Source organism: Achromobacter sp. (assembly GCF_050285585.1).
Taxonomy (GTDB): Bacteria; Pseudomonadota; Gammaproteobacteria; order Burkholderiales; family Burkholderiaceae_B; genus Achromobacter.
In genome coordinates, this window is the sequence record NZ_JBLZXF010000019.1 from 61,451 (window position 1) to 79,559 (window position 18,109).

Here is an 18,109-nt window from a genome sequence, read left to right on the forward strand (position 1 = left end):
CGACGGATGGATCAATCATCCTAGGGTCAACCCATCTCGCTGTGTAGACACGAAAAATAGGTTTCTGCGTCCTACCCGTCGGACGATGAGCGCGCCGGCCGCTACGACCCGGAGCGGCCGTGGCCCTTGTGCGCGTCATACTCGCGCCGGGCGACCTCCTGGTATTCCGTGCTCATGAAATCCAGCAGGTCCCGCACGCCGGGCAACAGGCCCCGGCGCGAAGGAAAGACGGCATGGACGCTGCCCGATTCGGGCTGCCAGGGGGCGCCCACGTCCACCAGCGTGCCGGCTTCCAGTTCCTCGCGGACCATCAACAGGGGCAGGGCCACCACGCCCACGCCCCGCAGCGCCGCCTGCTTCAGGGCCAGCATGTCGTCCGTTACCAGGCGCGGCGTGAGCGGCACGACCTGGCGCGAACCGTCGGGTCCTTCCAGGTGCCAATGCGATTCCCTCTGCTCGGTGCCCAGCGCCAGAGTGGGGCCCTGGCTCAGGGCTTGCGGGTCGCTCGGCCGCGCAATGGCGCTTGCCAGCGCCGGGCTGGCCACGAGGCTCTGGCGGCTCGTGCCCAGGGGTTTCATGACAAGGTCGCTGCTCTCCAGGGGGCCGAATCGCACCCGCACGGCAATATCGAAGCCCTCGCGCAGCACGTCCACCGGGCGGCTGAAGCTTTTCAGATACACGTGGACCTTGGGGCACTGCACCATGAATCGCGCGGCCAGGTCCCCCAGGAAGTAGTAGATCAGCGCGGGCGGCGCGCTCATGCGGATCGTGCCTTGGGGTTCGGCGCGGGTGCGGTCTATGACCTCCTGCGCGGCTTCCGCGCCGGCCAGCATCGCCAGGCACTGCTCGAAGTATTCCTGACCCAGTTCGGTCACGGCGAAGCTGCGCGTGGAGCGCTGGATGAGCCGCACTCCCAGCCGGTCCTCGAGGAGCGCGATGCGCCGGCTGAGCCGGGACTTGGGGATGTCCAGCGCGCGGCCGGCTGGGGCGAACCCGCCATTCTTGACGACCTGGACGAAGTAATAAAGGTCATTCAAGTCATGCATGCGAGGGGCTCCCGGCTGTTCCGAAAATAGGACGTCGGGAAGAGCATATAACGGCAATGGCCAAAAATGGCAGCTTCCCGCAAGCCGTGCCGGGCAGCCGGTTTTCCCGATACAGTGAGTACTTCCAGGAGCCTCCATGCCAGCTTGCGACCCCGCGGCTCTCGCCCGCGACATCAAGGCGGCGCAGGACCACGCCGCTTCCATCGCCCCGATTTCGGCGAGATACCCGCGCTTCGGCCTGGACGAAGCGTATGAGGTGGCCGCGCGGATCCATCGGGCTCGGCTGGCGGAAGGCGCGCAGGCCGCCGGCCGCAAGATCGGGTTTACCAATCCCGCGATGTGGGCCGCGCTGGGGGTGGATTTCCCGGTCTGGGGCAGGATCTATGCGCATACGGTCGTCCAGGACGATGCAGGCGAATTCCGCTGCCGGCTGGACCGCTATGTCGAGCCGCGCATCGAGCCGGAAGTCGTGTTGCATTTCGGCGTCCAGCCGCCGCAAACGAGCGATCCGGCCCGCCTCCTGGACTGCGTGGACTGGATCGCGCACGGTTTTGAACTGGTGCAATCGCATTACCCGGCGTGGCGGTTCCAGGCCGCGGATACGGTGGCGGACAACGCCCTCCATGGGGCTTTGTACATCGGCCCGCCGAAAGAGCCGGCCAGCCTGGGGCCCGGGCTGGCAGAGCGCCTGGCGCGTTTCCAGATCGGCCTGTCATGCAATGGCGTCGTGCGCGAAACGGGCTGCGGCGCCAACGTGCTCGGCAGCCCGCTGGCGGTCCTGGCCCATCTGCTGGCCGTGCTGGCCGACCGCCCGGCTGACGACGCCATCCAGGCGGGCGAACTCGTTTCCACCGGCACGCTTACCCGGGCCTACCCCGTGCATGCGGGCGAGACCTGGACCACCGCGCTGGATGGCATCGGCCTGCCGGGCATGTGCATCGTATTCGAGGATTGAGGGGCTTGCGACGGGGGCAGATCCCGCAGGCGCCGGGGGGATCTGCCTCAGGCGGCCACCGAGGCGGTCTCGTCCTTCCAGCGCTGCTTGTCGCGCAGCGGCGGCGTGCCGAAAAGGCGGCTGTACTCGCGGCTGAATTGCGACGAGCTTTCATAGCCCACGGCATGCGCGGCCAGCGCGACCCCGGCATCGTCGGTCAGCATGAGCCGGCGCGCTTCCTGCAGGCGCAGATGTTTTTGGTACTGCAGCGGGCTCATCGCGGTCGCCTGCTTGAAATGGTGGTGCAGCGACGACACGCTCATGTGCACGTCGCGCGCGATCTCCTCGACCCGCAACGGCTGCGCGTAATTGTCCCGCAGGATACGGATGGCCTTGGCCACCCGGTTGAGCTGGCTGTCCTGCAGCACGGATTGACGCAGCACCATGCCCTGGCCGTTCATCAACAGGCGGTACAGCAGCTCGCGCTTGACCATGGGCGCGAGAATGGGAATGTCGCGCGGCGTATCCAGCAGGCGCAGCAAGCGCAGCACCGCGTCCAGCAGCGATCCGCCCAGCGGATTCACGCTGAGGGCGCGCGATGCTTCGGCGGCCACCAGGGGAGGCAGGTTCTCGTCGCTGATCAGCTCCGTGATCTCTTCGGCGTTCAGGTCCAGGCGCAGCCCCAGATAGGGCAGTTCCGGGCTGGCGACCGAAACCTTGGCCACCACCGGCAGGTCGACCGACGAAATCAGGTAATGGAACGGGTCGTACTCGAAAGCCTCGTCCCCGATGAGCAGGCGCTTGGAGCCCTGCGCGATGACCGCCAGCGCGGCCCGCTGCAGCCCGGGCTTCGCGCCGGTCGGCTGAGATAGGCGGTGCAGGTACAGGCCTTCGATGGGCGTATCCAGCGATCCCTCCAGATCGCCTGTCATGCGTTCCAGGGTGCAGAGCAACTCGCGCCGCGCCGGCTCGTATTCGGCGGTTGCCGGCGGGCCGGCGCGATCGACGGGAAGTATGGGGGTCTGGGACATGGGAGGCTCCGGGCGCGTGCCGTCCGGCGCGCGCGGCGGCGGGGCAGCAGAGGATTAGGCGATTGCCAGTGTAGGCCCAAGTCGGCCGTCCAAACAGGCATGGCGCCCGGGCGCGTAGGAATAGGCAAAAAAATCGGAGGAATGGGCGTCCGGCGGCGGTTCCGGGGTATCGCCGGAGAATCAGGCAAAAAGCGGGCAGTATCGAGCAGCGCACCGGCCGGCTCCGAGACGCATACTGTCCCGATCCCGGCTGGCAGACCGCCTGCCGCGTCCCTGAAAGGAGTCCATCATGCGGTACAAGAAATTCGGAAGCACCGGCCTGTTCGTATCGGAACTATGCCTCGGAACCATGACCTTCGGCGGCGAAGGCGAGTTGTGGAGCAAGATCGGCAGCCTGCAGCAGGAGGACGCCAACCGTCTGGTCGGGCGGGCGCTGGACGCCGGCGTCAATTTCATCGATACCGCCGACGTCTATTCCGAGGGCCGGTCCGAGATCATCACCGGCCAGGCGCTGCGGGACCTGAAAGTGGCGCGCGACGACGTGGTCATCGCCACCAAGGTCTTCGGCCAGACGGGCGCCGGCGCCAATGCCCGCGGCAATTCGCGCGCGCATATCATGGACGGCATCAAGAAGAGCCTGTCGCGGCTTCAGCTGGACCACATCGATCTTTACCAGATCCACGGTTTCGACCCCGCCACGCCGGTCGAGGAAACGGTCCGGGCGCTGGACAACCTGGTGCAGCACGGACACGTCCGCTACGTGGGCGTGTCGAACTGGGCGGCATGGCAGATCATGAAGGCGCTGGGCATCGCCGAGCGCCTGGGACTGGCGCGCTTCGAATCGCTGCAGGCGTATTACACGATCGCGGGCCGCGACCTGGAGCGTGAGATCGCGCCCATGCTGCAAAGCGAAGGCGTGGGGCTGATGGTGTGGAGTCCCCTGGCCGGGGGGCTGCTCAGCGGCAAGTACGGCCGGGACGGCAAGGCCGAGGAGGGCAGCCGCCGCGCCGCGTTCGACTTCCCGCCGGTGGACCGGGACCGCGCCTATGACAGCATCGATGCCCTGCGCAGGATCGCCGACGCGCGCGGCGTCTCCGTGGCGCAGGTCGCCCTGGCGTGGCTGCTGCATCAGCGCGTGGTGACCAGCGTCATCATCGGCGCCAAGCGTGTTGACCAGTTGGACGACAACCTCGCCGCCACCGCCATCCGGCTGACGGACGAGGAACTGGCGGCGCTGGACGAGGTAAGCGCCCTGCCGCCCGAGTACCCCGGCTGGATGCACGTGCGGCAGGGGGAGTATCGGCGCAAGCAGCTGAGCGAGGCGAACGCCGTCTAGGACGGTTCCAGCCTGCCTCGTTTGCGGTCCCGGGGACTAGAATGCTCGCTCCTGGTGCGAGCGATATATTCAAGGTACCCGCGTGGCTATTCCTTACCTGCGCAGGCTCACGGCGGTGAGCCGAAGCCCGCAGGCCAACCGGCAGTTGGCCTATTTCCTGACTTTTACCGCCGGCGCGGTCAACGCCGGCGGCTTCCTGGCCGTGCAGCAGTACACCTCGCACATGTCCGGCATCGTATCGATGATGGCCGATCACATGGCACTGGGCGGGCTGGTCGTGGTCCTGCAAGGGCTGGCGGCGCTGCTGTCCTTCCTGGCCGGCGCGGCAAGCTCGGCCTTCCTGATCAACTTTGGTCGCCGTTCGCGCCTGGCCAGCGAGTACGCGCTGCCGCTGCTGTTCGAGGCCGTGCTGCTGCTGGGCTTCGGCCTGCTCGGCGCCAACCTGGAAACGCTGCGCTGGTTCTACGTGCCGGGCACCGTCATGTTGCTTTGCTACATCATGGGTCTGCAGAACGCGATGATCACCAAAGTCTCGCGGTCCGAAATCCGCACCACCCACGTCACCGGCATGGTGACGGACATCGGCATCGAGCTGGGCAAGCTGTTCTACTGGAACGTGGCCCGGGCCGATACGCCGACGGCGGCGGCGCCCGTAAGGGCGGACCGCGCCAAGCTCATCGTCCTGGGCCTGCTGGTCGCGCTGTTCTTCATCGGAGGCGTGGCGGGCGCCTATTCATTTTTCCATTTCGGGTTCGGCTCCACGCTGCCCCTGGCGTTGATGCTGATGCTGCTGGCCGTGGTGCCCATCGTGGACGATATCCGCGCATTCCTCCAGCGCGTCTAGCGCGTGTCATCGACGCAGCGGCCGGGTGGGCGCGCGCGGGGAGGAATACGCCAGGAATACCTGGAGCGCGGCCAGCGTTTCGCGATGCAGCCTTTCCATGCGGGCATCCTTGGCCCGGTCGGCAAGGGCATAGCCTTGGGAGTCCACCGAATAGGGCTCTCCCAGCAGCCGCGCCATATCGGTCTGGTAGTAGCTGCTATCGCCATATGGCCGCTTGCCGTCGATGTAGGGCATGGGCCAGTAGCGGGCGCCTTCGCGCAGCACGGATTCGATTGAGTTACGGTCCACCGTCCGCCAAACGGCTGCGCGCAGTAGCGTGAGGTGTTCCTCGCGCAGCGCGAACCCACCGCCGGAGTCCACGCCGCTTTCCGGGAAATCGAAAGCCGGCGTCATTTCCGCGGGCAGCGCGTAGCGGCCTGGCGCGAGCCTGCCCAAGGCTGCGACGTAGCGCGGAACCAGCAGGCCGACCTCCGCCAATGTCCGGATCGCCTGGGAGTCGTCGGACGTCTTCAGCGCCGCCCGCGCGATCGACAGGGAGTCCGGGCCCAGCGGGTCCTCGAACTCGATTCCCGGGGCGCCGGATTCCACGGGTACCCACAGCACGCGCAGCAGGCGCATCAGCGCCGCGTGCTCGGGCCGGTAGGCCAGAGCGGCGGCCGGCGTCTTGAACGCCTGCCGGATGATGGCGGCGCGGTCCGGAGGCGCGGCCCCGACGCGCGGCGGCGCACATAGCAGGGAAATCGGCAGGATCAACAGCGAGCGGCGTTTTGCGGACATGGCAGCAACGATATCCGACTTCCGGCGGGAGCGGAACGCGCAAGCGGGGCGGACTACAATGCCCTACACCCGCAGCGCGGGAAACAGGACGGGGCGAAGCACCCGGCGCGGCGCGGACTCACAAGGAGGAGCTGACTCGGTATGGACGCGGAATTCTGGTTGGAGCGGTGGCGCGAAGGCCGCACGCACTTTCATCAATCGCGGGTGACGCCGCTGCTTCAGAAGTACTGGCCCACGCTGGGCGTGCCCAAGGAAGGCCGGGTGCTGGTGCCGCTTTGCGGCAAGTCGCTGGACATGATCTGGCTTGCCTCGCAGGGCAATCCGGTGCTGGGCGTGGAGCTCTCGGAACTGGCGGTGGAGCAGTTCTTCCAGGAGAACGAGCTCAAGCCGCTCACGCACCAGTCCATCTACGGCAAGCATTACGTGGCAGGCAACATCGAGATCATCTGCGGCGACATCTTCAAGCTGGACGCGCAAGTCCTGTCGCACTGCGTCGGCGCCTATGACCGCGCCGCGCTCGTGGCTCTGCCGGAAACCATGCGCGCCGACTATGTGCGCCATGTCTATGGCCAGCTGTCGCCTGCCTACCAGGGATTGCTGATTACGCTGGATTATCCCCAGGAAGAGATGCCGGGACCGCCGTTTTCCGTCGTGGATAGCGAGGTCCAGGCGATGTTCGCGGAGGTGTCGCCCGCCCGCATCATCGACCGCCGCGACATCCTCGAAAAAGAGCCAAAATTCCTGGCCGCGGGCGTCAGCCGGCTGGACACGGTTGTGTACCACCTGGGCGCACAACCCTGAACCGCCTCAGGTCATCAGCCATCCGCCGGCCACGTCCAGCACCTGGCCGGTGACGAAGCGCGCCTGGTCCGACGCGAAGAACAGGCAGGCGTCCGCGACTTCCTGCGGCGTGCCCAGGCGCCGCAAGGCGGTCGCCTGCGCCACGGCGTCGTTGATCTCCTTGGGCACGGTTTTCAGCAGGGGCGTGCTGATGCGGCCCGGAGCCAGGGCGTTCACCGTGACCTGGTGTTCGCCCAATTCGGCGGCCCAGTGGCGCGTAAGGCCGATCAGCCCCGCCTTGGTCGCCGCGTAGTGCGCGGCCACGATATCGCAATATGCCCTGCCGGCCACCGAAGACATATTGATCACGCGGCCCTGGCGCTGCTTGACCATGTGCGGCGTGGCCAGGTGCGTCATGTAGAACACGCTGTTCAGGTTCACCGAAACCACGGTTTCCCATTCCTTCGGGGGCATTTCCCACACTTTCAGCGCGCGTCCATCCGTTTTCGGCGAGATGCCGACGTTGTTCACCAGGATGGCGGCCGGGCCGAGTTCGCGGGTGATGCGTTCGTAGGCGGCCTGGCATTCCTCGAAGCGCGCCACGTCCGCGTGCACGAAGCAGACGTCGTGGCCGCGTTTGCGCAACTCCTTTTCGTAGGCCTGGCCGCCTTGCGAATTGAAGTCGATGAGCCCGACGCGGCCGCCCTCGGCCAGGAAGCCTTCGACGATGGCCGAGCCGATGCCGCCGACGGCGCCGGTCACGATCGCGACCTGGTCCTTGAAGCGCGGGGTTCCGGGCGTGCCCCCATGCTGCGCGCTCATGCGGCCACCTTCAGCATGATCTTGCCGATGTGCTTGCTGCTCTCCATCAGCGCATGCGCCCGGGCGGCTTCGGCCAGCGGGAACACTTCGTGTATCAACGGCAGGCATTGCCCCTTCTCCATCAGGGGCACGACCTTGTCAGCCAGGGACCGGGCGATCTCTCCCTTGTCCTCGTCCGACCTGGGCCGCAGGGTCGATCCGGTGAACTGCAGGCGCTTGGTCATGATGGGCATGGCGTCGATCTCGGCCTTGCTGCCTTCCAGGAAGGCGATCTGCACCAGCCGGCCATTGACGGCGAGCAGCCGCAGGTTCTTGTTGATGTAGGCCCCGCCCACCATGTCCAGGATAACGTCCACGCCCGGCCCGCCGCTGCCTTGGCGCACCTCGGCCTCGAAATCGACGTCGCGGTACACCAGCGCGTGGTGAGCGCCCGCGGCCATGCAGGCTTTCGCTTTTTCCGGGTTGCCGACCGTGGTCCAGACCTCGGCGCCGAAGGCGCGCGCCAGCTGGATCGCGGTCAACCCGATGCCGCTGGAGCCGCCGTGCACCAGGAATCGCTCGCCGGCCGCGAGGCGGGCGCGGTCGAACACGTTGGTCCAGACGGTGAAGTAGTTCTCGGGTATGGCGGCAGCGGACAGCAGGTCCAGGCCGCGCGGCACCGGCAGGCAATGGCGTTCGTCGGCAAGGCAGTATTGGGCGTAGCCGCCGCCCGGGGTCAGCGCGCAGACCTGGTCCCCGACTTTCCAGGCGGTGGCGTCGGGGCCGGCGGCGATGACCGTGCCCGACACTTCAAGCCCGAGGTAGGGCGAGGCGCCGGGAGGCGGCGGGTAGGAGCCCGACCGTTGCAGCACGTCGGGGCGGTTGACCCCGGCGTAGGCGACTTCGATCAGTACCTGGCGCCCCAGGGGCGCGTCCATTTCGCGGTCGGCGATGCGCATGCAATCGGGCGCGCCGCCCTTGCCATGGTCTATGAATGTGCAGCGTAAAGACATGAAAAATCGTTCCTTGGATTCAATGGCCCAGATAGGCCTTCTTCACGTGAGGGTCGCTGAGCAGCTCGGCGCCGGTTCCCGTGCGCACGATGGCGCCGTTCTCCAGCACGTAGCCGCGGTCGGCAAGCCGCAGCGTGCGGAACACGTTCTGCTCCACCAGCAGCACGGTCACGCCGTGCGAGGTGACGTTGCGGATAACGTCGAACATCTGCTGCACGAGCAGCGGCGAAAGGCCCAGCGAGGGTTCGTCGAATACCAGCAGCTTGGGATCGGCCATCATGCCGCGCGCGATCGCCACCATCTGCTGCTCTCCGCCGGAGAGCGATCCGGCGTACTGGTTCAGGCGTTCCTTGACGCGCGGGAAAATGCCCAGCACCTCGTCCAGCTTGCGTTGCACGATGGGGCGGGCCGCTCGCTTGTACGAGCCCATCAGCAGGTTGTCGCGCACGGTGAAGTGCGGGAACAGCTGACGGCCCTCGGGGATCATGGTGATGCCGGCATCCACGATGTCGTAGGGCTTGCGGTTGGTCAGGTCCTGGCCTTCGAATTCAACCTTGCCTCCCATCGCGCCGATGACGCCGCACAGCGCCTTGAGCGTGGTGGTCTTGCCGGCGCCGTTGGCGCCGATCAGCGTGACGATCTCGCCGGCGTTGACCTCGAAGTTCAGTCCGTTCAGCACCTGGCTCTTGCCGTATCCGGCGGACAGGTTCGAAACCTTAAGCATCCTGGTACTCCTTGCCCAAATAGGCTTCGATGACGGCGGGGTTCTCTACCACGTCCTTGGGCGCGCCGCTGACCAGCACGGCGCCTTCGTTCAGCACGATGATGCGGTCGGATAGCGCCATGGTGGCCTGCATCATGTGTTCGATGAGCAGCACCGACACCCCCGAATCCCGGATGCGCCGGATCATCTGGATGGATTTCTCGATATCGGTCGGGTTCAAGCCCGCCATCACCTCGTCCAGCAGCAGGATGCGGGGCTTGATCGCCAGCGCGCGGGCGACCTCCAGGCGTTTCATTCCGCCCACCGTCAGGCTGCGCGCCTCGGTGTTCAGGTACTTCACCAGGTCGGTCTGTTCGGCGACCTTGAGCGCGATCTGCTCGGCCTCGTCGCGGTCCGACGTGCGGATGAACGCGCCCAGCATGATGTTCTCGAGCACGGTCAGCCCCGTGAACGGCTTGGCGATCTGGAAGGTGCGGCCCAGCCCCTGGTGCGCGAACTCGTCGGGCGTCTTGCAGGTGACCCAGTTGCCATGTGCGTCCAGCATCGATATGCCGCCCTTGTCCGGAGACAGGAACCCCGACAGCAGGTTGAACACCGTGGTCTTGCCCGCGCCGTTCGGCCCGATCATGCCCAGGATCTCGTTCTGGTTCAGCGTCAGCGACACGTCGTTGGTGGCGCGCAGGCCGCCGAAGCTCTTGAACAGCTTGTCGGCCTTCAGCACCGGCTGCTCGGAACGGACCGCGCCGTGCAGGCGCAGCTCGTCCGCCAGCTTGCGCTTGGCGCGGGGCGTTCCCAGGTAGGGCAGCCGGGCCAGCCAGCGCTCGATGGCGGGCCCGAAGGCGCCCGCCAGGCCGCGCGGGATGGTCAGCACCACGCCCACCAGGATCAGGCCATAGATCAGCCCGTGCATGCCGTTGCCCACGCTGCTGAGCCAGCCGCGCGCCAGTTCGGCGATGGGCAGGACCAGAAAGGTGCCGGCGATCGGGCCGGTCACGGTGCCCAGGCCGCCGATCAGGGCGAACATGGCGACCTGGATCGAGAGTTCCAGGGAAAACGCCGAGCTGGGATCCACGAAGGTCAGGTAGGTGATGTGGAACGTGCCGATGATGCTGGTCAGCACGGCCGACACGACGGCGGCGATGATCTTCATGCGCACCGTATGGATGCCCACGGCCAGCGCGGCGTCCTCGCGTTCCCGGATGGCGATCAGGTAATGGCCGATGCGCGACTTGCGGATGTACCAGGAGACCCAGGTCACCAGCAGGAACAGGCCGAACGCGATGATCACGTAGTTGATCTTCTCGCGGAACACGATCCAGGTCCAGCCGATGTTCAGCGGCAGGCTGATGCCGCTGGATCCGCCCGTCCAGCTTTCCTCATGGATGACCAGCAGGCGCACCACCTCGAGAATGGCGATGGTCGCGAGCGCGAAGAAGGGGCCGCGCAGGCGCAGCGTGGGGTAGCTGATCAGGATGGCGACCGCCGCCGAAATCGCGGCGCCCGCCAGCATGCCGAACCACGGGGAAATGCCGAAGTTCTGCGTCAGCAGCGTGGCGGTGTAGCCGCCGATGCCGTAGAACACAGCATGGCCCAGGGAGAGCTGGCCGGCGTAGCCGCCCACGATGTTCCAGGCCACCGACAGGGCCGAGAACACGAACAGCAGGACGAAGAGATTGGTCCAGAAAGGCGTGCCCATGACGACGGGCACGAGGAACATCACGATCAGCAGAATGAGGCTGACGTAAGCTTTGGGATGTCGAAAATCGGGAAACACGTCTCGCTCCTTGTTGTTCTGATCACTCGGTGCCGACGCCGAACAGGCCGTTCGGACGCAAGACAAGGATCAAGAGAAAGATCCCGAAATACACGACCTCTTTCAGGTCGGGAGCGATGTAGAAGCCGGCCAGCGTGTCGACGATGCCGATGATCATCGACCCCGCCACCGCGCCGTACAGGCTGCCGAGCCCTCCCAGCACGACGATGACGAAAGCCGTCAGCACGAAGTACGTGCCTACCGTGGGGAAGACCGGGTACTGCGGCGCCAGCAAGCCCGCGGCGATGCCGACGAAGGCCGTGCCCAGGCCGAACGCGATGGCGTAGACGTTGTTGACGTTCACCCCCATCAGGGTAGCGGCGTAGCGATGTTGCGCCACGGCCCGCAGCGCGCGGCCCAGATAGGTGCGGTGCATGAAGACGTGCAGCAGCACCGCCAGGCTCAGGCCGACCACGAAGGTGATGAGCTGGCCCGTCACCATGGAGAACGGGCCGACGTCGATGGCGCTGGTGCCCAGTTCCACCGGCGCGCGATAGACGTTGGCACCGAAAATGACCAGGGCGAGATTCAGGAGAATGGTGGACACGCCCACCGTGGCGAAAATCTGGATGTGCTGATCGGCGTTGAGCAGCGGCTGGATGATGCCTTTCTGCGTCAATGCGCCCAGCGCGAACAGGATGATGGCGACCGGCACCAGCCCGGCATAGGGATGGACGCCAAGCTGCGCGGCGATCAGATAGACCAGGTACATGCCTATCATCAGGAATTCGCCGTGAGCGAAGTTCACGACGCGCACCACGCCGAAGATCAGCGTCAGCCCCAGGCTGATGATGGTGTACGCGCCGCCCAGCAACAGGCCGTTGATGACCAGTTGAATGAATAGTTCCATGTTGCAACCTCTTAGTGGCGGCCCCGCCCCCGCCGTGCTGTCGGCGAGGGCGGGGCGCGCGGACCTCGGAATACGTCGGGCGCCCCCGAGCGCCCGAGCGCGGGCCTAGGCTTATTTTTTGAAGACGGGCTTGCCGAGTGCGAGGTTGCCGGGCGCGATGGTGACGAGCTTGCCGTCCTGCCACTGCATCACGTAGAACGTGGATGCATTGTTCTGGCCGTCTTCGCCGAAGTCGAAGGCCCAGCCGTTGGCGGTTTGGCCGGCCGGCTTCTTATAGGCCAGGACCGCGGCGCGGATCTTGTCCTTGTCCGTGGACTTGGCGTTGCCGATGGCTTCGAAGAAGGCCTTGGCGCCGACGTAGTTGGTCAGGCTGTGGCCCGATTGCGGGTCGCTCTTGTAGGTCGCCTTGTAGGCTTCCAGGAACTTGTCCAGGCCGGGGGCGCCGGCCGGATTGATGGAGGCCTGGGGGAAGTCCAGGTCGAACACGCCATTCATGTCGGCGCCCACCGCCTTGGCCGTGTCGGCCAGCGAATAGCCGCCGCCCGCGCCGATGATCACCTTGGGCTTGAAGCCCGCGGCGCGCGCCTGGCTGAAGAACAGGATGGCGTCGTTCTGGTAGGCCGTCTGCAGCACCACGTCGACCTTCGAGCCCTTCAGACGCAGGATCAGCGAAGACAAATCGACCGCCTTGGCGGAGTAGGGCAGCACCTCGGCCACGGTGTAGCCCAGTTCCTGGGCGCGCTTTTTCTCGGTGGCCGCCACGTCCGTGCCGTACGGGCCGTCTTCGTGGATGATGCCGATCTTGATGTCTTTGGGATTCAGGCCCATGCCGGGCGCGATAGTGTCGTGCAGGGCGTTCACCACCGAAACGCCGTACAGCGCCGTATTGGGATTGCTGCGGAACAGGTACTTGTAGCCGCGCGTGGTGATCTTGTGCGCGGTGGCGCCCAGCTCGAAATACGGCACGCCGGCCAGCTCCGTGACGGGCGAGGCGGCATACGAGATGCCCGATGCGTAGCTGCCGAAGACGCCGACCACGTTGGACGAGATCAGGCGCTTGGTTTCGGACACGGCCTGCGTCGGATCGACGGCGTCGGCCTTGATGATTTCGATCTTCTCGCCGTTGACGCCGCCGGCGGCGTTGATCTCGTTGACGGCCAGTTCCAGGCCGCGATAGCTCTCCTGGCCGAGGAGCGCGAGCGCGCCGCTGAACGGAAAGAGGGCGCCCACCTTCATGTCTGCCGCCGCGTTGCCGGCCGCCAGCGCGCTGCACACGCCCAGCGCCAAAACAATTTTGTTGAACTTGAACACTGTCTACGCTCCTTTGTCGGTATGGGATGCAGGCTCTTACATTGCCTGTCTTTTTTAAATATATGATATATCTGCCGGCCGGGTAGAAAACCCCGCCTTGGATTCTAGTTGGGGTCGTAACCCAAAGAATCGGGGAATTCCCTAAAGCCGCATGAATAAAGACTTAGCGGGCGATTATCAGGGTTAACGATGGGTGCTTTCCCTCTATCCGATGGCGTCATCCGATGAGCGGAATCATTGCTGATGGAGTTGGAAAGCGCTTGGTTTTTTCATATATCGTATATCATCAAACACGCGCTTTTCATAAGAATCTAGGAGACAGACGCATGTTCGAGGAAGTGGATTTCGCCGGCAAAAGGGTGCTGATCACCGCCGGCGCGGATGGGCTGGGCCTGGAAATGGCCAAGGTGTTCCACCACGCGGGCGCCACGGTGTTCGTGTGCGACGTGAACGAAGCCCGTCTGGCCGCGCTGCCGGCGGAATTGCCGGGCGTGCATACGGCCGTCGCCGATGTGTCGGACGAAGGCAGCGTGGCAGCGTTGTTCGCGGCGGTCCGGCAGCAACTGGGCGGGCTCGACATCCTCGTCAACAACGCGGGCGTGGCGGGCCCCACCGGCTATGTCGAGACCCTCTCCAAGGCCGATTGGGACCGGACGCTGGCCGTCAATATCACGGGGCAGTTCCTATGCGCGCGGCAGGCGATCGCCCTGCTCAAGGAGTCCAAGGCGGGTGTGATGATCAACCTGTCCTCGGCAGCCGGGCACCTTGGCTTCGCCGGGCGTTCCGTGTATTCGGCCTCCAAGTGGGCGGTGATCGGGTTCACGAAATCGCTGGCGATCGAGCTGGGCGCCCATGGCATCCGCGTCAACGCCATCCTTCCAGGCGCCGTCGAGGGGCCGCGCATCCGCGCCGTCATCGCGGCCAAGGCGGACACGCTGGGCCGCCCGGTGGAGGAAATCGCCGCGCATTACGAAAACCAGGCCGTGCTCGGCCGCATGGTCACGGCGCGCGATATCGCCAACATGGTGCTGTTCAACGCCAGCGAGGCCGCCCGCAGCGTGACGGGGCAGGCCATCGTGGTGGACGGCTTCACGCAGAAGCTCTACTGATGGGCGCCGTCGAACCGGCGCGCTGCGCCGCCATCGTCGGTACGGGCCTGATCGGGCAGGGATGGGCCATCGTATTCGCCCGCATGGGCTGGGACGTGCGGCTATACGACGTCAACGCCTCCATGCTGGCCGAAGCCCGGGGCCTGATACGGCAGCAACTGATCGAACTGGAAAGCCAGGGGCTGCTGGCGGGCGCGGACGCCGTCATCGAGCGCGTCCAGGCCGCGGGCAGCCTGGAGGCGGCCTTGAAGGGCGCGAGCTACATCCAGGAAAACTCCCCGGAGAAGCTGGAAATCAAGCGCGCGCTGTTCTCGCAACTGGACGCCGCGGCCGACCCGCAGGCCATCATCGGCAGCTCCACTTCCAGCATCCCGGCCAGCCAGTTCACCGAGCACCTGCCGGGCAGGCACCGTTGCCTGGTGGCGCATCCGGTCAATCCCCCTTATCTCATCCCGGTCGTGGAGCTGTGTCCGGCGCCCTGGACCAGCCAGGAAGCGCTGGACGGCGCGCGTGCCGTGATGGCGGGCATCGGCCAGAAACCCGTGCTGGTCAAGCGGGAAATCGAAGGATTCGTTCTCAATCGCCTGCAGGGCGCGCTGCTGCACGAGGCTTTCCGGCTCGTCAGCGAGGGCATCGCCAGCGCAGAGGACATCGATGCGACCGTGAAGGACGGCCTGGGCCTGCGCTGGTCGTTCATGGGGCCGTTCGAAACCATAGACCTCAACGCGCCCGGCGGCATTGCCGATTATTGCGCGCGCTATGGCGGCCTGTACAAGTCCATCGGCGCCACCCAGCGAGAATGCGTCGCGTGGGAGGGCGCCCTGGTGGATGCGCTGTCGGACGAACGGCGTTCCCTGCTGCCCGCCGATGATCTTGCCAAGCGCCGCTTCTGGCGCGATGAAAAGCTGATGCGCCTGATGCGCCACAAGCAAACCAACGGAGACGACAATGGCTAAGCCCAAACAGAAAGTCATCATCACCTGCGCCGTGACGGGCGCCATCCATACTCCCAGCATGTCCCCGCACCTGCCGGTCACGGCCGACGAGATCGCCGAAGCGGCCATCGGCGCGGCCCAGGCGGGGGCCGCGGTGCTGCACCTGCACGCCCGCGATCCGCAGACCGGCAAGCCTTCCCAGGACCCCGCCTTGTTCAAGCCGTTCCTGGAGCGCATCAAGAATGAAACGGACGCCATCATCAACATCACCACCGGGGGCAGTCCGCATATGACGGTGGAAGAGCGCATGCGCCCCGCCACCACCTTCAAGCCGGAACTGGCGTCGCTGAACATGGGATCGATGAACTTCGGTCTCTTTCCCATGCTGGGCCGCTTCAAGGAGTTCAAGCACGACTGGGAGCGCGAGCATCTCGAAAACAGCCGTTCGCTGATCTTCCGCAATACCTACCAGGACATCGAATCCATCCTGACGCTGGGCAACGCCAACGGCACGCGCTTCGAGTTCGAGTGCTACGACATCAGCCACCTGTACAACCTGGCCCACTTCGTGGACCGCGGCCTGGTGAAGTCGCCGCCTTTCATTCAATCGGTGTTCGGCATCCTGGGCGGCATCGGCCCGCATCCGGAAGACCTGATGCACATGAAGCGCACGGCGGACCGTCTGTTCGGCGACGAATACGAGTGGTCGATCCTGGGCGCCGGCCGCGCGCAGATGCAGTTGGCGACCATCGGCGCCGCAATGGGATCGAACGTGCGCGTGGGGCTGGAGGATTCGCTGTGGATCGGTCCGGGCAAGATGGCCGAATCGAACCGCATCCAGGTGGAACGCATCCGCACGATCCTGGAAGCCTTGAACCTGGAGATCGCCACCCCGGACGAAGCGCGCGCGAAGCTGGGCCTCAAGGGCGGGGACAACGTCGCGTTCTGACGGCGCCGCGGCGGGCAGGCCGGGGCGCTGGCCCCGCCGGCCGCCGAAGGGTCATGCGTGGCGGCGCAGGGCGGCCGCCAGGGCGCCGGTGTCCAGCGCGCGATCGAAGTTGGCGGCGTGCCGGGCCTTCAGGCTCAGTTCCGCGGCCAGCGCCAGGTCCGCGTCGGACGGCGTGCCGGCGGCGCCCAGCGCGCGCAGGGTAGTGGGCAACCCCACCTGGGCGTACCACTGCGTCAGGTCGGCCAGCATGCCGTCGGCGCGCTGCTCCAGATCCAGCTGCACCAACAGGCCGAGGGCGACCTGCAGGCCATGCGGCGAGGTGGCCAGGCCAGGGATCTTGGGCAGCCCGCGCGTCAAGGCATGGGCGATGGACAGACCGCCGCTTTCGAAACCGAGACCGCTCATGAGGATCATTGCTTCCACCACGCGCTCGAACGCTGGCGTGGGCTGGCCGCTGCCGGCCGCCGCCACCGCGTCAGCGCCGTCGGCCAGCAGCGTGCGCAGGCAACCGTCGGCGATGAACTGCGCGGTGAGCGGGGGCGCGCCGTCGTACATGTTCCTGCCGCCGTTGCGCTGGCACTGCTCGGCCTCGAACTTCTTCGAGATCGCGTCGCCCAGGCCCGCGCGGAAGAAATGCGCGGGCGCGGTGGCGATGACGGCAGTATCCACCAGCACGATCGTGGGGTTGAACAGCATGTGCTCCACCGCCAGGAGGTTGTGATGGGCGTCGTACAGAACATAGTTCTTGCTGGTCGGCGCGTCGTTGGACGCGACGGTGGGCACGGTAATCAGGTGGCAGTGCGTGGATTTGGCGACCGCCTTGCCGGCGTCCAGCGATTTACCGCCGCCGACCGCGATCACCATGTCCACGCCGGCCGGCGCCGCTTGCGCGCGCAAGTTCGCGATGACCTCCGGCGTCAGGTCGCCTTCGACGAGCAGAGGAACGAGCGCCACCTGGTGGGCCGCGCAGAGCGCTTCGATTCTTGGCCCCAGCACGCCATGGACATAGCTGTCGATGACCAGGGCGGCGCGGCGGCCGAACAGGGCTGCGTACTGGCCCAGGGTGTCCAGGGCGCCGGCCCCCTGGATGTAGCGGCCGGGGGCGCCAAAAATCTTCAGCATCGGATCTTCCTATTTGCGGGACTGGGGAGGACGGTAGTCGAGTTCCTTTTCGCGCTCGACCAGCCAATCGATCATGATTTTGCCGCCCCAGACCAAGTCGGCCTGGATGGCTTGCCTGGCCGCTTCGGAATCGCGCGCTTCCAGGGCCTGGAGCACCGCCTCGTGGCGGTGTTCGTCTTGCGAGTAGTCCAGCCCCGACGTCTTGACGTGGAACACCTTGAGGATGGGACCGGTAATCACCCAGAACGATTCCACCGTGTTGCGCAGGATGGGCTTGTTGCTGGCTTCCAGGATGGCGAAGTGGAACTTCCGGTTCAGGTAGCTGGCGCGCTTGGGGTCCGTGGAAGTGCAGGAAATGAAATCCCGCTGCAGGGCGATCAGGTTGTCCAGCTGCTTGCGCGTGATGTTCTGCGCCGCCTCGGCCGCGCCCATGCCTTCCAGGTGGAAGCGGATCTGTTGGATCTCGCGCAGCTTCTCCGAATTGACGTAGGGCACGTAGACCGCGGTGGCCGCCTGCATTTCCAGGCCCTGCTCGCTGATGAGCCGGAAGATGGCCTCGCGCACGGGCGTGATGGAAACGCCCATTTCCTGGGCAAGCTCACCAATGATGAGGCGCTCTCCGGGTTCGTACTGCCCGTTGATCAGGGCATTGCGGATTTCGTTGTAGACCCTGACGGAGAGGTTCTCTTTCTTTACCGGTTTAAGGCTCGACATAGGGGTTGCTGGCTTGCTGT

General features: G+C 65.9%; 17 protein-coding genes and 1 pseudogene. 7 read left to right on the forward strand and 11 right to left on the reverse strand.

Features of this window, described 5'->3' with window-relative positions; genetic code table 11:
* Window positions 1-101: 101 nt before the first annotated feature.
* The gene (locus tag ACN6PJ_RS21465; RefSeq protein ID WP_427997831.1) at window positions 102-1,046 is read right to left on the reverse strand and encodes a LysR substrate-binding domain-containing protein; all 945 of its coding nucleotides are present in this window, start codon (window positions 1,044-1,046) and stop codon (window positions 102-104) included.
* A gap of 136 nt (window positions 1,047-1,182) precedes the next feature.
* Here ACN6PJ_RS21465 and ACN6PJ_RS21470 point away from each other — a divergent pair, with 136 nt between their 5' ends.
* Window positions 1,183-2,001 (forward strand): 2-keto-4-pentenoate hydratase, encoded by an 819-nt coding sequence (locus ACN6PJ_RS21470; RefSeq protein WP_427997832.1) that lies wholly within the window; start codon window positions 1,183-1,185, stop codon window positions 1,999-2,001.
* Between the two features lie 47 nt (window positions 2,002-2,048).
* On the opposite strand, the gene ACN6PJ_RS21475 is transcribed toward ACN6PJ_RS21470, so the two are convergent.
* Window positions 2,049-3,011, reverse strand: coding sequence for an AraC family transcriptional regulator N-terminal domain-containing protein (locus ACN6PJ_RS21475; protein WP_427997833.1), 963 nt, complete (start codon window positions 3,009-3,011; stop codon window positions 2,049-2,051).
* A 289-nt stretch (window positions 3,012-3,300) separates the two neighbouring features.
* On the opposite strand from ACN6PJ_RS21475, the gene ACN6PJ_RS21480 reads away from it, so the two are divergent.
* Window positions 3,301-4,347 (forward strand): aldo/keto reductase, encoded by a 1,047-nt coding sequence (locus ACN6PJ_RS21480; RefSeq protein WP_427997834.1) that lies wholly within the window; start codon window positions 3,301-3,303, stop codon window positions 4,345-4,347.
* 82 nt (window positions 4,348-4,429) lie between these two features.
* Window positions 4,430-5,185: pseudogene (locus ACN6PJ_RS21485) on the forward strand (YoaK family protein); the annotation flags it as partial.
* Between the two features lie 12 nt (window positions 5,186-5,197).
* Here ACN6PJ_RS21485 and ACN6PJ_RS21490 read toward each other — a convergent pair.
* Window positions 5,198-5,968, reverse strand: a complete 771-nt coding sequence (locus ACN6PJ_RS21490) for a hypothetical protein (protein WP_427997835.1) — start codon at window positions 5,966-5,968, stop codon at window positions 5,198-5,200.
* Between the two features lie 141 nt (window positions 5,969-6,109).
* On the opposite strand from ACN6PJ_RS21490, the gene ACN6PJ_RS21495 reads away from it, so the two are divergent.
* Complete coding sequence (locus ACN6PJ_RS21495) at window positions 6,110-6,769, forward strand: thiopurine S-methyltransferase (protein WP_427997836.1); 660 nt, start codon at window positions 6,110-6,112, stop codon at window positions 6,767-6,769.
* Window positions 6,770-6,775: 6 nt separating this feature from the next.
* On the opposite strand, the gene ACN6PJ_RS21500 is transcribed toward ACN6PJ_RS21495, so the two are convergent.
* The 6 genes from ACN6PJ_RS21500 to ACN6PJ_RS21525 all read right to left on the reverse strand — a co-directional run bounded on the left by ACN6PJ_RS21500 (window position 6,776) and on the right by ACN6PJ_RS21525 (window position 13,260).
* Window positions 6,776-7,570 carry an SDR family oxidoreductase gene (locus ACN6PJ_RS21500; RefSeq protein WP_427997837.1) on the reverse strand — a complete coding sequence of 265 codons (795 nt, stop codon included), beginning with the start codon at window positions 7,568-7,570 and terminating at the stop codon, window positions 6,776-6,778.
* Complete coding sequence (locus ACN6PJ_RS21505; RefSeq protein WP_427997839.1) at window positions 7,567-8,562, reverse strand: NAD(P)H-quinone oxidoreductase; 996 nt, start codon at window positions 8,560-8,562, stop codon at window positions 7,567-7,569. Before ACN6PJ_RS21505 ends, ACN6PJ_RS21500 begins: the two co-directional genes overlap by 4 nt.
* A 19-nt stretch (window positions 8,563-8,581) precedes the next feature.
* Window positions 8,582-9,286: an ABC transporter ATP-binding protein gene (locus ACN6PJ_RS21510; RefSeq protein ID WP_427997840.1), complete on the reverse strand. Its 705-nt coding sequence runs from the start codon at window positions 9,284-9,286 to the stop codon at window positions 8,582-8,584.
* The gene (locus ACN6PJ_RS21515) at window positions 9,279-11,060 is read right to left on the reverse strand and encodes an ABC transporter permease subunit (protein ID WP_427997842.1); all 1,782 of its coding nucleotides are present in this window, start codon (window positions 11,058-11,060) and stop codon (window positions 9,279-9,281) included. The genes ACN6PJ_RS21510 and ACN6PJ_RS21515 overlap by 8 nt, the downstream gene beginning before the upstream one ends.
* A gap of 22 nt (window positions 11,061-11,082) precedes the next feature.
* The gene (locus ACN6PJ_RS21520; RefSeq protein WP_427997843.1) at window positions 11,083-11,949 is read right to left on the reverse strand and encodes a branched-chain amino acid ABC transporter permease; all 867 of its coding nucleotides are present in this window, start codon (window positions 11,947-11,949) and stop codon (window positions 11,083-11,085) included.
* A gap of 111 nt (window positions 11,950-12,060) precedes the next feature.
* Window positions 12,061-13,260, reverse strand: coding sequence for an ABC transporter substrate-binding protein (locus ACN6PJ_RS21525; RefSeq protein WP_427997844.1), 1,200 nt, complete (start codon window positions 13,258-13,260; stop codon window positions 12,061-12,063).
* A 326-nt stretch (window positions 13,261-13,586) separates the two neighbouring features.
* Between ACN6PJ_RS21525 and ACN6PJ_RS21530 the strand changes: the two genes are divergently transcribed.
* The 3 genes from ACN6PJ_RS21530 to ACN6PJ_RS21540 are packed head-to-tail and all read left to right on the forward strand — an operon-like array spanning window position 13,587 to window position 16,253.
* A complete protein-coding gene (locus ACN6PJ_RS21530) occupies window positions 13,587-14,369 on the forward strand; it encodes an SDR family oxidoreductase (protein ID WP_427997845.1) in 783 nt (260 codons plus the stop codon).
* Window positions 14,369-15,325, forward strand: a complete 957-nt coding sequence (locus ACN6PJ_RS21535; RefSeq protein WP_427997846.1) for a 3-hydroxyacyl-CoA dehydrogenase — start codon at window positions 14,369-14,371, stop codon at window positions 15,323-15,325. The genes ACN6PJ_RS21530 and ACN6PJ_RS21535 overlap by 1 nt, the downstream gene beginning before the upstream one ends.
* Window positions 15,318-16,253 (forward strand): 3-keto-5-aminohexanoate cleavage protein, encoded by a 936-nt coding sequence (locus ACN6PJ_RS21540; RefSeq protein WP_427997847.1) that lies wholly within the window; start codon window positions 15,318-15,320, stop codon window positions 16,251-16,253. Before ACN6PJ_RS21535 ends, ACN6PJ_RS21540 begins: the two co-directional genes overlap by 8 nt.
* A 51-nt stretch (window positions 16,254-16,304) precedes the next feature.
* Here ACN6PJ_RS21540 and ACN6PJ_RS21545 read toward each other — a convergent pair whose 3' ends face one another.
* A complete protein-coding gene (locus ACN6PJ_RS21545; RefSeq protein ID WP_427997848.1) occupies window positions 16,305-17,375 on the reverse strand; it encodes a glycerol dehydrogenase in 1,071 nt (356 codons plus the stop codon).
* Window positions 17,376-17,384: 9 nt separating this feature from the next.
* On the reverse strand, window positions 17,385-18,089 hold the full coding sequence (locus tag ACN6PJ_RS21550; RefSeq protein WP_043543953.1) for a GntR family transcriptional regulator: 705 nt from the start codon (window positions 18,087-18,089) through the stop codon (window positions 17,385-17,387).
* Window positions 18,090-18,109: the final 20 nt, after the last annotated feature.